General features: G+C 70.0%; 9 protein-coding genes, 1 pseudogene and 1 riboswitch. Of the genes and pseudogenes, 5 read left to right on the forward strand and 5 right to left on the reverse strand.

Annotated features, from left to right (window positions below; translation table 11 throughout):
• Window positions 1-1,341: YibE/F family protein (locus tag H5J33_RS09040; RefSeq protein WP_181794369.1), on the reverse strand; the 1,341-nt coding region annotated here is incomplete at its 3' end.
• An 81-nt stretch (window positions 1,342-1,422) separates the two neighbouring features.
• Window positions 1,423-1,600: riboswitch (TPP riboswitch) on the forward strand.
• On the opposite strand from H5J33_RS09040, the gene thiC reads away from it, so the two are divergent.
• Entirely contained in the window at window positions 1,593-3,377 is a 1,785-nt protein-coding gene (gene thiC, locus H5J33_RS09045) for a phosphomethylpyrimidine synthase ThiC (RefSeq protein ID WP_220212123.1), read from the forward strand. It overlaps the preceding riboswitch by 8 nt.
• 96 nt (window positions 3,378-3,473) lie before the next feature.
• On the opposite strand, the gene H5J33_RS09050 is transcribed toward thiC, so the two are convergent.
• From H5J33_RS09050 to H5J33_RS09060, 3 genes are all read right to left on the reverse strand, one after another.
• On the reverse strand, window positions 3,474-4,331 hold the full coding sequence (locus H5J33_RS09050; protein WP_181794363.1) for a hypothetical protein: 858 nt from the start codon (window positions 4,329-4,331) through the stop codon (window positions 3,474-3,476).
• 181 nt (window positions 4,332-4,512) lie between these two features.
• Window positions 4,513-5,592 carry a metallophosphoesterase gene (locus tag H5J33_RS09055; RefSeq protein WP_181794364.1) on the reverse strand — a complete coding sequence of 360 codons (1,080 nt, stop codon included), beginning with the start codon at window positions 5,590-5,592 and terminating at the stop codon, window positions 4,513-4,515.
• 287 nt (window positions 5,593-5,879) lie between these two features.
• Window positions 5,880-6,992 carry a LacI family DNA-binding transcriptional regulator gene (locus tag H5J33_RS09060; protein WP_030786254.1) on the reverse strand — a complete coding sequence of 371 codons (1,113 nt, stop codon included), beginning with the start codon at window positions 6,990-6,992 and terminating at the stop codon, window positions 5,880-5,882.
• A gap of 455 nt (window positions 6,993-7,447) precedes the next feature.
• On the opposite strand from H5J33_RS09060, the gene hisC reads away from it, so the two are divergent.
• Window positions 7,448-8,527, forward strand: coding sequence for a histidinol-phosphate transaminase (hisC, locus tag H5J33_RS09065; protein ID WP_181794365.1), 1,080 nt, complete (start codon window positions 7,448-7,450; stop codon window positions 8,525-8,527).
• Between the two features lie 84 nt (window positions 8,528-8,611).
• On the opposite strand, the gene H5J33_RS09070 is transcribed toward hisC, so the two are convergent.
• Complete coding sequence (locus tag H5J33_RS09070) at window positions 8,612-8,989, reverse strand: cyclophilin-like fold protein (RefSeq protein WP_181794366.1); 378 nt, start codon at window positions 8,987-8,989, stop codon at window positions 8,612-8,614.
• A 210-nt stretch (window positions 8,990-9,199) separates the two neighbouring features.
• Here H5J33_RS09070 and H5J33_RS09075 point away from each other — a divergent pair, with 210 nt between their 5' ends.
• The 3 genes and pseudogenes from H5J33_RS09075 to cydD form a co-directional block, all read left to right on the forward strand.
• Window positions 9,200-10,708, forward strand: coding sequence for a cytochrome ubiquinol oxidase subunit I (locus tag H5J33_RS09075; RefSeq protein WP_181794367.1), 1,509 nt, complete (start codon window positions 9,200-9,202; stop codon window positions 10,706-10,708).
• 15 nt (window positions 10,709-10,723) lie between these two features.
• The gene (gene cydB, locus H5J33_RS09080) at window positions 10,724-11,731 is read left to right on the forward strand and encodes a cytochrome d ubiquinol oxidase subunit II (protein WP_181794368.1); all 1,008 of its coding nucleotides are present in this window, start codon (window positions 10,724-10,726) and stop codon (window positions 11,729-11,731) included.
• Between the two features lie 59 nt (window positions 11,732-11,790).
• A pseudogene (gene cydD, locus H5J33_RS09085) lies at window positions 11,791-13,413 on the forward strand (thiol reductant ABC exporter subunit CydD); the annotation flags it as partial.
• Between the last annotated feature and the right edge of the window lie 315 nt (window positions 13,414-13,728).

Here is a 13,728-nt window from a genome sequence, read left to right on the forward strand (position 1 = left end):
CGTGGCCCGGTCGGCCGACACCACCAGCGCGGCCAGCGCCGTGGTGACCGGGACCGAGGCGACCAGACCGATCGAGCCCACCAGCGTGCGCACGATCTCCTCGGCCACCAGCTCGCTGTTGGCCACGGTCCCGACGCTGCTCCGCGCGATCGAGAACAGCAGCAACAACGGCAGCGCCGCACCGGCGTAGGCGAGCACCAGGGTGTTGACCACGGAGGCGATGTGGTCGCGGCCGATCCGGATGCCCGCCCGGTACAGCCCGCGCCAGCCCATCGATGGATTGGCCTCGTGCAGCTCCCAGACGGCCGAGGTCTGGGTCACCGTCACATCGTCCAGGACGCCGAGCGAACCGATGATGACCCCGGCCAGCAGCAGACCGCTCATGTCGATCGACGGATACAGGCCGTGGATCAGACCGGTGTTGTCGTCCGTGTTGCCGGTCAGCGCGGCCCAGCCGATGAACAGCGAGCCGAGCACACCGATCAGCGCAAGCGATATCAGCGTGCCGAGCACCGCCACCGAGGTACGGGCCGACAGCCCGTGACACAGGTACAGGGCGATCAGCATGATGGCGCTCGACCCGACCACGGCCACCAGCAGCGGGTTCGAACCCTCGAGGATCGCCGGCAGGATGAACAGCGTCAGCACCAGGAAGCTGACGGCCAGTGCGACCAGCGCCATGACACCGCGCAGTCGGCCCACCAGCACCACGGCCACCGCGAAGATCCCCGCGAGTAGCGTCATGGGGAACTTCCGGTTCACGTCGGTCACCGCGTACTGCAGGTCCTTAGGCGCCGAGGGCTCGTAGGCGACGACGACCTTCTCGCCCTGGTGGAGCTGGCGCGACTGGTCCGGTTGAACGATCTCGGTGAAGGTACGGCCCTCGTCCTTGCCGGTGTCGACCCGGATGGTGGCCTTCTTGCAGGTGCCGGCGGCTCGTTGCTGGGCCGAGCCGCCCTCGGCCGTGGAGGTGTCACCGGTCGGCGGCACACCGGAGGCGTTCGCCGCCGCGCAGCTCAGCTCGACGACCCGGGTGACCGTGGCCTGCTGGGTCTGCCGGTCGAAACCGACACCGGTGCGCTTGTGGGCCGGGGCATGTCCGGGCCAGAGCACCACGAGGCCGACCAGGACGGCGGCGGTGAAGGGGATCAGGATCGCCGCGATGACCTTGCGCAGGTGCTGGGAGACGGGAGCGGCGGGGCCGTGGCTGTGACCGTGCGCGTGACCGTGCCCGGAAGCGGCTCCATGGCCGCCTCCGGAAGCCCTGTGACCGTGCGCGGTGCCCGGTTCCGCGCCGTCCCGGCGGTGCGGCTCGGGCGGCTGGTACGGGTGCTGCTCCATGCTGGTCACCGACCGATCATCCCAAGAACGCAGGGGGGCCCACTGTTCACCGCGCCCTACATGGCGCTAGCGTGGAGGCACCTTTGCACACGCGGGAGCTCGGAGCACCGGGCTGAGAGGGCGCTGACCTCCGTGGATGCGATGTTTCACGTGGAACGAGCGATGTTCCACGGGGAGCGTCGGCCGACGGAAGCCGCTGCGTCGACCGCCGAACCTGTTACCGGGTAATGCCGGCGTAGGGAGTAGGTCTCATGACCAACAAGGACGCACGCACGCCTGCCTCCGCTCAGGACGAGAAGTCCACGGAGGCCGGGAAGTCCATCGGCTGGCACAAGGCGTATGTCGAGGGCTCGCGCCCCGACCTCCGAGTGCCGGTCCGTCAGGTGCATCTCACCAACGGGCAGTCGGTCACGCTGTACGACACATCGGGCCCGTACACCGATCCACTCGTCGACACGGATGTCCGCAGGGGGTTGTCGCCGCTGCGGGAGAACTGGATCATCGCCCGCGGCGACACCGAGGAGTACGCGGGCCGTCCCGTCCGTCCCGAGGACGACGGGATCAAGCACACCTCGCCGCGCGGCGGGCTGCGCAACCTGGACGCGGTCTTCCCCGGCCGCCCGCGCCAGCCGCGGCGGGGGCGCGACGGTCAGGCGGTGACGCAGCTCGCGTACGCCCGCCGGGGCGAGATCACCCCGGAGATGGAGTTCGTGGCCCTCCGGGAGAACGTCTCGCCCGAGGTGGTCCGCGAGGAGATCGCGGCGGGCCGGGCCGTGCTGCCGGCCAACGTCAACCACCCGGAGATCGAGCCGATGATCATCGGCAAGCGATTCCTGGTGAAGGTGAACGCCAACATCGGCAACTCGGCGGTGACGTCCTCCATCGAGGAGGAGGTCGAGAAGATGACCTGGGCGACCCGCTGGGGCGCCGACACGGTCATGGATCTGTCCACCGGCCGCAACATCCACACCACCCGCGAGTGGGTGCTGCGCAACTCCCCCGTCCCCATCGGCACGGTGCCGCTCTACCAGGCGCTGGAGAAGGTCGACGGCAAGGCCGAGGAACTGACCTGGGAGATCTACAAGGACACCGTCATCGAGCAGGCCGAGCAGGGCGTGGACTACATGACCGTCCACGCGGGCGTCCGGCTGCCGTACGTCCCGCTCACCGCCAACCGCAAGACCGGCATCGTCTCGCGCGGCGGCTCCATCATGGCCGCGTGGTGCCTGGCGCACCACAAGGAGTCGTTCCTGTACGAGAACTTCGAGGAGCTGTGCGAGATCCTCGCCGCCTACGACGTCACGTACTCGCTGGGTGACGGCCTGCGGCCCGGTTCCATCGCCGACGCCAACGACGAGGCGCAGTTCGCGGAGCTGCGGACGCTCGGTGAACTCAACCGGATCGCCCGGCGGTTCAACGTGCAGACGATGATCGAGGGCCCCGGGCACGTCCCGATGCACAAGATCAAGGAGAACATCGACCTTCAGCAGGAGATCTGCGACGAGGCTCCGTTCTATACGCTCGGCCCGCTGACCACGGACGTCGCTCCGGCGTACGACCACATCACCTCCGGCATCGGTGCCGCGATGATCGCCTGGTGGGGCACGGCGATGCTCTGCTACGTCACGCCCAAGGAGCACCTGGGCCTGCCCAACCGGGACGACGTCAAGACCGGCGTCATCACCTACAAGATCGCCGCGCACGCGGCGGATCTCGCCAAGGGGCATCCCGGGGCGCAGGAGTGGGACGACGCGCTGTCCGACGCCCGTTTCGAGTTCCGGTGGGAGGACCAGTTCAACCTCGCTCTGGACCCCGACACGGCACGGGAGTTCCACGACGAGACGCTGCCGGCCGAGCCCGCCAAGACGGCCCACTTCTGTTCCATGTGCGGTCCGAAGTTCTGCAGCATGAAGATCTCGCAGGACATCCGGCGGGAACACGGCGGCAGCCGGGCCGAGATCGAGGCGGGCATGGCCCAGAAGTCGCAGGAGTTCGCGGCGGCCGGCAACCGGGTGTACCTGCCCATCGCCGACTGAACCGCCCACCGTGAACGCACCGCGCCGGCTGCTCCGTACGCGGTGCGGTACCGCGTGGCCCGGTGTCCGGCCGGGCCACGGTGGTACACGTCCGGACTACTCGGGGCGGTGCTCCGGCCCGCCGAAGTCCGGGCTCGTGTAGTCGGGGCCGCTGAAGCGCGGGCGGCCGGGCGCCGTGCCGTCGCCGGGGCTGCTGAAGCCGGGCCGGTCGTATCCCAGGCGCGGGATGCGGCCGGTCGGTGCGGACGGGAGCGGGTGCTGTGCGCCGGCCGGGCCGGCCTTGGCCAGTGCCTCCTCGAGGAAGGGCAGGATGCCCCGCTCCAGCAGGGCGGCCCGCCAGGCCTCTCTGGCCCGATCCAGCGCCTCCTCGTCCGCCCTGTCCCGGGCCCGGGAGCCCGCCGGGGTGCGGTTGCGCAGGGCAGCGAGCAGCAGCCCGACGGCGGCGACCAGGGCCGTCGCCGCGGTCAGCGCGGCGAACACCCAGCCGGTGGCGAGCAGGGTGCGGGCGAGGACCTGCTCGGAGCTCAACGCCCGCAGGACGTAGCCGACGAGCAGGAAGATCGCCGCCGCCGTCCCGGAGAGGACGGGCGCCAGCACGGCGAGGACCGCGGCGGCGCCCGCGCCGGTGTCCTCGGCGGCCTCGTCGGGCGTGGTGCCCGTGTCCGGAGCGGTCGCTGTGGCGGTGGAGTCGCCGGTGGCCGCCGGGGCGGTCAGCGCCGGGTGGCGCAGTGTGTCGCGCAGTTCGGCGTAATGCCGGTACTCGGCCGCCGCGGCCGCCGCGATCAGGGCGGAGGCGTCGAGTGCCATGGCGCGCAGTTGTCCGGTCGTCAGCCGCCGTCCGGCAGCGGCCGGTTCCGGTCGGTGCGGTACGGAGCGCAGAACCTCGTCGAGCAGCCGCTCGAATTCCCGGAGGTCCTCGCTCTTCAAGTGCTGCGGAAGGCTGTTCATCTGCATCCCCCGATGCTCCGTAGGGCTTGGGGCTCGCGCGCCGGCTGCCGTCGGGCAGAAACGGAGGGGAGCCTGCTACGGATAAGCCGATGGTAGAGCCGTGACGGCGGGCGATGACAGGGGATTGCCGGAAATTGCCCTCCGGCCTGCGCGTACGCGGTCCGGAGGACGCCTGTCCGGGGAACGCTCAGTTGTCCAGCGGGAGTTGCTGGACCAGCAGCTTTCCGGCCATGGTCACTCCGCCGTCCATGGCGATGGCCAGTCCGTCGGCGTAGACGTGCGGCCCTTCGACGACCGGGCCGGTGCCCTCCTCGCCGTCCTCGGAGCCGACCTCGCCGAGGAGGTAGGGGATGGGGCTGTGCCCGTGAACGACGCGGGTGCCGCCGTACGTATCCAGGAGGGTGCGCACGGCGTCGGCGCCGCCCTCGTCGCGGAAGGAGAAGCGCTTGGTGAACTTGCGGAACAGATCCCAGACCTCGTCGGCGTCGTTACGGGTCAGGGTCTCGCGGACGGTGTCGTTGACCGCTTCGATGGAGTCGCCGTAGTCCAGGTAGGCGGTGGTGTCGGAGTGGACGAGCAGATAGCCGTCGACCACCTCCACGGCGTCGAGGCGGGCCATCCACTGCAGATGGTGGTCCTGGAGGCGGTCCATGTCGGTCTTCTGGCCGCCGTTGAGCAGCCAGGCCGCCTGGAAGGTGGCGGTGCCCGCACCCGAGTTGACGGGGGTGTCGCCGAATCGCTTGGCACCGAGCAGCAGCAGCTCGTGGTTGCCCATGAGGGCCTTGCAGTAACCGCCCGCAGCGGCGGCCTCGGCGGACAGCCGCATGACCAGATCGATGACGCCGATGCCGTCCGGGCCGCGGTCGGTGAAGTCGCCGAGGAACCACAGCCGGGTGGTACCGGCGCACCACTGGCCCGAGGCGTCGATCAGGCCCTGCTCCTGCAGGGCGGCCACCAGCTCGTCCAGGTAGCCGTGGACGTCGCCGACGACGTAGAGCGGTCCGGGCCCGGTCGCGGGCTGCGGGGCCGGCGGGGCGGGGACGGGCTCGACGGGGAGCTGGAGGGTGTCGCCGCGGTTGATGACCGGAAGGTCGCGCTGGGTGGGGGTGTAACCCTCGGGGTACGCCTCGTCGTCGGCCGGGACGGCGTTGCCGGGGTGGGTGCCGCCGGCGTACGGACCGGTCTCGTGCACGTACGCGGGTACCCGGAAGTCGCGCAGCGTCGCCGTCCGCTCCGCCTCGGGTCCCTGACCGGCCCCCTGAGTCATCAGACCCCTCCACCATCGCGCCGCATCTGCACCGCTTCGGACTGCCTGGTCGCAGCGGTCCGCGGTGTCGTGGGGCCCATCATAGGAATGCGCGTCGCGCCGTGTGATGACCCAGGGGTGGTGAATCGGAACAAGACTCCGGTTCACCGCGGCTTTCGCCCTGTTTGGGCACATGTTCGACCAGCTGTCGGCCGATTGATCCCCCGGCCGACCGGTTGCCGTGCCGCACCGGACGCGCCCCGTGCCGCGTCCGCCGGGCCCCGCGCCGCCCCGGGGTGCCCGGGGCGCTACCGGTCATCCGGGGTGCGCGGAGGGCTGACCGTCGTGCGCGGGGACCGCCGCTGCGAGGAGGTGCGCACGATCAGCTCCGTCGGTATCACCTGCTCGACCGGCTGCTCGGACTCCACGCCTTCGATCGCGTCGATGAGGAGCTGGACGACGGCGGTGCCGATCCGGCGCGGCTTCAGCGACAGCGTGGTGACGGGCGGCTCGGTGCTGGCGTACATGGTCGACTCGCTGCAGCACACCAGCAGCAGGTCGTCGGGGACGCGCAGGCCGTAACGGCGCGCGGCGGCGAGCAGATCGGTGCCGTTGGGGTCGAACAGCCCGTAGACCGCGTCGGGCCGGTCGGGGCGGGCGAGCAGCCGGTCGGCGGCTACGGCGCCCGCGCACGGGTCGTGTGCCGGGTACGCCTCGTAGACCGGGTCCTGGCCGACCCGTTCGCACCAGCGCAGGTATGCGGTGGTGGACAGATGCGTGTAGGTGTCCGTCGAGGTGCCCGTGAGCAGGCCGATGCGGCGGGCGCCGGCGTCGGCGAGATGGTCGAGGATGCCGAGTACGGCTGCCTCGTGGTCGTTGTCCACCCAGGCGGTGACGGGGAGGGAGCCGGCCGGGCGGCCGTCGGAGACGACGGGCAGTCCCTGCCGGACGAGCTCGCTGACCACCGGGTCCTGGTCGGAGGGGTCGATGACGACCGTGCCGTCCAGGGCCACGTTGGACCAGACGTCGTGGCGGGAGGTCGCGGGCAGGATGACCAGGGCGTAGCCGCGGGCGAGCGCGGCCGAGGTGGCGGCCCGGGCCATCTCCGCGAAGTACGCGAACTCCGTGAAGGTGAAAGGTTCATCCCCGTAGGTCGTCACGGTCAGGCCGATCAGGCCCGACTTGCCCGTACGGAGGGTTCGGGCGGCTGCCGAGGGCCGGTACCCGAGGCGGTCGGCGACCTCGCGGACGTGGCGCCGGGTGGCATCCGGGAGCCGGCCCTTGCCGTTGAGGGCGTCGGACACGGTCGTGATGGAGACCCCGGCGGCGGCGGCGACGTCTCTGATGCCCGCCCGGCCCGGCCGACTGCCTCGACGTGAGGTTTCCGCGCGGCTCACCTGGTGCTTCCCTGCTGCTGTCATGGCGAGCCGATAGTAGGGCTCATGCGGCGGGGTGGTGCGGTCGCATATGCACACCTCGGGAGGCACGTTTCTGCATGGCCATTTGGCGTCAAGTTCCTTAGAAATAAAGGTCGTTGCGTGTTCCCAGGGTAAGACGCGGCTTGCGGGGGCGTACGGACCTGCCAAGCGCTCGATGTTTCGAAGAGGTCTCAACTCACCTGCACGGGCGACGCGCGCCAGGGCGCAAGCCACCGGCGCATAGATATATGTGCGGCGCGCCCCCCGAATCGGGCGCCTTCGTGCGGGGATGCCCCCGATGCCGCCGGAGCCGTGCGATCCGTGCCTTCTCCGGGCCGGAGGGGCCACGGGTCCGGCGGTGCCGCACCTGTACTCAGCCGGGCCGAATCCTCTTAAGGTGAGCAGTATTGGAAGCCGGCGGCGTCGACGGTCCGCCGGTGGTCGCGAGGAGGACTGCGGTGAGCGAGACAAGCCCCAAGCTGCGCGCCGAGCTGGAGGGTATCCCCACCTACAAGCCGGGCAAGCCGGCCGCGGCCGGCGGTCCGGTCGCCTACAAGCTGTCCTCCAACGAGAACCCGTACCCGCCGCTGCCGGGCGTGCTGGAGAGCGTGACCGCTGCGGCCTGTGACTTCAACCGTTACCCGGACATGGCCTGCACCGGGCTGATGAACGAGCTGTCCGACCGCTTCGGCGTGCCGCTGACCCACCTGGCGACCGGGACCGGCTCGGTGGGAGTCGCCCAGCAGCTGATCCAGGCCACCAGCGGTCCCGGTGACGAGGTGATCTACGCCTGGCGGTCGTTCGAGGCGTACCCGATCATCACGCAGGTCAGCGGCGCCCGGTCGGTTCAGGTGCCGCTGACGTCGGAGGATGTGCACGACCTGGACGCGATGGCGGACGCGATCACCGACCGGACGCGGCTGATCTTCGTGTGCAACCCCAACAACCCGACCGGCACGGTGGTGCGGCGCGCCGAGCTGGAGCGGTTCCTCGACCGGGTGCCCGGTGACGTCCTGGTGGTGCTGGACGAGGCCTACCGGGAGTTCATCCGCGACCCCGAGGTGCCCGACGGCGTCGAGCTGTACCGGCAGCGGCCCAACGTCTGCGTGTTGCGGACCTTCTCCAAGGCCTATGGGCTGGCCGGGCTGCGGATCGGGTTCGCGATCGCCCATGAGCCGGTGGCGGCGGCGCTGCGCAAGACGGCGGTGCCGTTCGGGGTGAGCCAGCTCGCGCAGGAGGCGGCGATCGCCTCGCTGCGGGCCGAGGACGAGCTGCTGGGCCGGGTCGGCTCGCTGGTGTGTGAGCGCACGCGGGTGGTCGACGCGCTGCGGGGTCAGGGCTGGACGGTCCCGGAGACCCAGGCCAACTTCGTGTGGCTGCGACTGGGGGAGCGCACCGCCGCGTTCGCGCAGGCCTGTGAGGAGCACGGAGTGGTGGTCCGGCCGTTCCCGGGCGAGGGTGTGCGGGTGACGGTCGGCGAGGCGGAGGCGAACGACATCTTCCTGAAGGTGACGGAGGCGTTCCCCAAGGAGCGGTGACTTGGCGTGGTGCCCGGTGCCGTGGGAGCTGTGGCTCTCCGATGGCACGGGAGCGCCGCGAGGAGTTGTGATCCCGCGGCGGGATCAGCCCTCGATCAGTTCCAGGCGGATGGGGTCGCCGGCTCGTACGGTCGCCAGGAGACCGGCGTCCCCGTCCAGGCTGCCGAGGATGTTGCACGGGCTCGCGAGACGGCATTCCCCGTCGTGTGAGATCGGTGTGGGTCCGTAGGGGAGGGCGAGGGCGTTGCCTTCCGTCCAGAAGGCCACCGTGCCCGGTTCCACGACCTGGCGGGCGTCCGTTTCACGTGAAACAGAGACGCCTGTGTCGAAATACACCTCTTCGCCCCATGTGCTCGCGGTCGAGGCGAGAGGCAGGGCCTTGGCGAGGGCCTGCGCGGTCGGGGTGGTTGCGTCGAGGCTCGCGGTGATGCTGCCCGCGGGCCAGGAAATGCGTATCTGCATGGCGGGCAATTCAACAAGATGTTGAAGTCGCTGCCAAGGTCTTGACACCACGGCGATAGGGGGGACCCCCCTGTCCCGGCCGAAAATCAGTGCGTCATAATGGCTTGTGAATGTGAACGCGTTCACAAGCGCGTCCCGTTTGCTCCTGTATGCGGGCAACAAACAGGGGCAAACCGCCGCTGACCACGCCGTAGTAAGGAGAGTGACGACGTGGACCTGGCTTTGGCGCCGGAAACACTGGCGCGCTGGCAGTTCGGCATCACCACCGTCTACCACTTCCTGTTCGTTCCGTTGACGATCTCCCTGGCCGCGCTGACGGCCGGGCTGCAGACGGCCTGGGTGCGCACGGAGAAGGAGAAGTACCTCAGAGCGACCAAGTTCTGGGGCAAGCTCTTCCTGATCAACATCGCCATGGGCGTGGTCACCGGCATCGTGCAGGAGTTCCAGTTCGGCATGAACTGGTCGGACTACTCCCGCTTCGTCGGTGACATCTTCGGCGCCCCGCTCGCCTTCGAGGCGCTGATCGCGTTCTTCTTCGAGTCCACGTTCATCGGCCTGTGGATCTTCGGCTGGGACAAGCTGCCGAAGAAGATCCACCTGGCCTGCATCTGGATGGTCTCGATCGGCACGATCCTGTCGGCGTACTTCATCCTCGCGGCCAACTCCTGGATGCAGCACCCGGTCGGGTACAAGATCGACAAGGCGAGGGGCCGGGCCGAGCTGACCGACTTCTGGGCCGTGCTGACCCAGAACACCGCCCTCACCCAGGCCTTCCACACGCTCTCGGCGGCCTTCCTGACCGGCGGCGCCTTCATGGTGGGCATATCCGCCTACCACCTGGCCCGTAGGAAGCACATCCGCGTGATGAAGACCTCGTTGCGGCTCGGCCTGATCACCGTGGTCATCGCCGGCCTGCTCACCGCGATCAGCGGCGACACCCTCGGCAAGGTGATGTTCAAGCAGCAGCCGATGAAGATGGCCGCCGCCGAGGCGCTGTGGGACGGCCAGAAGCCCGCGCCGTTCTCGATCTTCGCCTACGGCGACGTGGAGAAGGGCCACAACAGCGTGGCCATCGAGATCCCGGGCCTGCTCTCCTTCCTCGCCGACGACAACTTCACCTCGTACGTCCCCGGCATCAACGACGTCAACAAGGCCGAGCAGCAGAAGTTCGGACCCGGTGACTACCGGCCCAACATCCCGGTGGCCTTCTGGGGCTTCCGCTGGATGATCGGCTTCGGTATGGCCTCCTTCGCCATCGGGCTGGTCGGACTCTGGCTGACCCGCAAGAAGTTCATGCTGCCGCAGCACCTCAGGGTCGGCGAGGACGAGGTGCCGCACCTGGTGCTGTTCAAGAACCAGGCGCTCGGTACGAAGCTCACCCCTTGGTACTGGCGCATCGCGACCTGGACGATGGCCTTCCCGCTGATCGCGAACTCCTGGGGCTGGATCTTCACCGAGATGGGCCGCCAGCCCTGGGTCGTCTACGGCGTCCTCCAGACCCGGGACGCGGTCTCCCCCGGTGTCTCCCAGGGCGAGGTCATCACCTCGATGGCCGTCTTCACCGCGCTGTACGCGATCCTCGCCGTGGTCGAGGTCAAGCTGCTCGCGAAGTACGTCAAGGCCGGCCCGCCCGAACTCACCGAGGCCGACCTCAACCCGCCCACGAAGATCGGCGGCGACACCCGTGACGCCGACAAGCCGATGGCCTTCTCGTACTAGGCCGGGGGAACAGTCATGGAACTTCACGACGTCTGGTTCGTCCTGATCGCCGTCCTGTGGACCGGCTACTTCTTCCTGGAGGGCTTCGACTTCGGAGTCGGCGTCCTCACCAAGCTGCTGGCCCGGGACCGAGCCGAGCGCCGGGTGCTGATCAACACCATCGGGCCGGTCTGGGACGGCAACGAGGTATGGCTGCTCACCGCGGGCGGCGCGACCTTCGCCGCCTTCCCCGAGTGGTACGCCACCCTCTTCTCCGGCTTCTACCTGCCGCTGCTGCTCATCCTGGTCTGCCTGATCGTCCGAGGCGTCGCCTTCGAGTACCGGGTCAAGCGGCCCGAGGAGAAGTGGCAGCGCAACTGGGAGACGGCGATCTTCTGGTGCTCGCTCCTCCCGGCGTTCCTGTGGGGCGTGGCCTTCGGGAACATCGTGCACGGTGTGAAGATTGACCAGCACTTCGAGTACGTCGGTGACGTCTGGGATCTGCTGAACCCCTACGCCCTGCTCGGCGGCCTGGTGACGCTCACGCTGTTCACCTTCCACGGAGCGGTCTTCACCGCGCTCAAGACCGTCGGCGACATCCGGGTGCGGGCGCGGAAGCTGGCCCGGTGGGTCGGTCTGGTGGCGGCCGTCGTGGCCCTGGCCTTCCTGCTGTGGACCCAGGCCGACAGCGGTGACGGCAAGAGCCTGATCGCCGTCATCGTGGCCGTCGCCGCCCTGGTCGCCGCACTGGTGGCCAACCAGGCCGGACGGGAGGGCTGGGCGTTCGCGCTGTCCGGGGTCACCATCGTGGCCGCCGTGGCGGTGCTCTTCCTCTCGCTCTTCCCGAACGTCATGCCGTCCACCCTGAACGGGGAGTGGAGCCTGACGGTCACCAACGCCTCGTCCAGCCCCTACACCCTCAAGATCATGACCTGGCTGGCGGCGATCGCCACCCCGCTCGTCGTGCTCTACCAGGGCTGGACCTACTGGGTGTTCCGCAAGCGGATCGGCACGCAGCACATCGCTCCCGACGCCGCTCACTGAGTCCGCCGAGGGTGTGTTTCACGTGAAACACACCCTCTGGACCGAAGGGCATGTTTCACGTGAAACCAATCGATCCACGCCTGCTGCGGTACGCCCGTGCCACCCGACTCTTCCTCGTGGCCGTCGTCGGCCTGGGGGCCGTGGGCGCCGGACTGGTCATCGCGCAGGCGATGCTCGTCGCCGAGATCGTCGTCGACACGTTCCAGCACGGTGAGTCGGCCGCCGGTCTGCGCACTCCCCTGCTGCTGTTGGCGGCCGTGGCCATCGGGCGGTCGGTGGTCGCGTGGCTCACCGAACTCGCGGCGCACCGGGCCGGCGCGGCGGTGAAGTCGGAGCTGCGCGGGCGGCTGCTGGACCGGGCCTCGGCGCTCGGCCCAGGATGGCTGAGCGGGCAGCGGACCGGCTCGCTGGTCACCCTGGCCACCCGCGGGGTCGATGCCCTGGACGACTACTTCTCGCGCTATCTCCCGCAGCTGGGGCTGGCCGTGGTCGTGCCGGTGGCGGTGCTGGCGCGGATCGTCACGGAGGACTGGGTGTCGGCGGCGATCATCGTCGGCACCCTGCCGCTGATCCCGCTGTTCATGGTGCTGATCGGCTGGGCGACGCAGTCCCGGATGGACCGACAGTGGCGGCTGCTGTCCCGGCTGTCCGGCCACTTCCTGGACGTGGTCGCGGGTCTGCCGACGCTGAAGGTGTTCGGCCGGGCCAAGGCACAGGCCGAGTCCATCCGGCGGATCACCGGGGAGTACCGGCAGGCCACACTGCGCACCCTGCGGATCGCCTTCCTCTCCTCCTTCGCGCTGGAACTGCTGACCACGCTGTCCGTCGCGCTGGTCGCCGTGACGATCGGGATGCGGCTCGTCCACGGGGACATGGACCTGTACACCGGGCTGCTGATCCTGGTGCTGGCACCCGAGGCGTATCTCCCGCTGCGGCAGGTGGGGGCGCAGTACCACGCGGCGGCGGAGGGCCTGGCCGCCGCGGAGGAGATCTTCTCCGTGCTGGAGACGCCGGTCCAGGTGCCGGGCACGGGCGCGGTGCCCGCGGGCGCCCTGGCCTTCGAGGATGTCGGTGTCCGCTATCCCGGGCGCTCGTCGGACGCGGTGACCGGTGTGTCGTTCCGTGTGGAGCCCGGTGAGACGGTGGCGCTGGTCGGGCCGAGCGGGGCGGGCAAGTCGACGCTGCTGAACGTGTTGCTGGGCTTCGTACGGCCCACCGGAGGGCGGGTGCGGGTCGGGGGCGCCGATCTCGCAGACCTGGACCTGGAGGAGTGGCGGTCGCGGATCGCCTGGGTGCCGCAGCGGCCGCATCTGTACGCCGGGACCATCGCGGAGAACGTGCGGCTGGCCCGGCCCGGGGCCGATGAGGGTGCCGTGCGGCAGGCGTTGCGGGACGCGGGCGCGTGGGAGTTCGTGGTGGCGCTGCCGGACGGGGCCGACACCGTGCTCGGGGAGGACGGGGCCGGGTTGTCGGCGGGGCAGCGGCAGCGGCTGGCGCTGGCCCGGGCGTTTCTCGCGGACCGGCCCGTGCTGTTGCTGGACGAGCCGACGGCCGCGCTGGACGGGGCGACGGAGGGGGACGTCGTGGCGGCGGTGCGGAGGCTGGCCGCCGGGCGGACCGTGCTCCTGGTCGTGCACCGGCCCGCGTTGCTGGGGGTGGCCGACAGGGTCGTACGGCTGGGTGGTGCGGAGGTCACGGAGCCCCCGGTGGACGGCCGGGCTCCCGGTGGGCTCCGCCCCCTGGTCCCCCGTCCGCGCCCACTCGGTGGGCCAGGCGTTCCAGGCGCCGGTAGACCGCCCCCCTGGTGTCGGCCAGCATCCGCAGGACGGCGTCGTGCGAGACCAGCCGCTCGGCATAGCGGAAGACGGCCCGCCCGATGCCGAAGGCACGGGTCGCGGTCACGGCCACCATCAGATACAGCACCGGGGGCTGCTGCGAGGCCCGCGAGATGAGCCAGCCGGAGGTCGCCATCAGCCCGACGGCGCTGCCCAGCGCCA

Origin of the sequence: Streptomyces sp. WELS2 (genome assembly GCF_013870595.1) — a bacterium.
GTDB lineage: Bacteria > Actinomycetota > Actinomycetes > Streptomycetales > Streptomycetaceae > Streptomyces.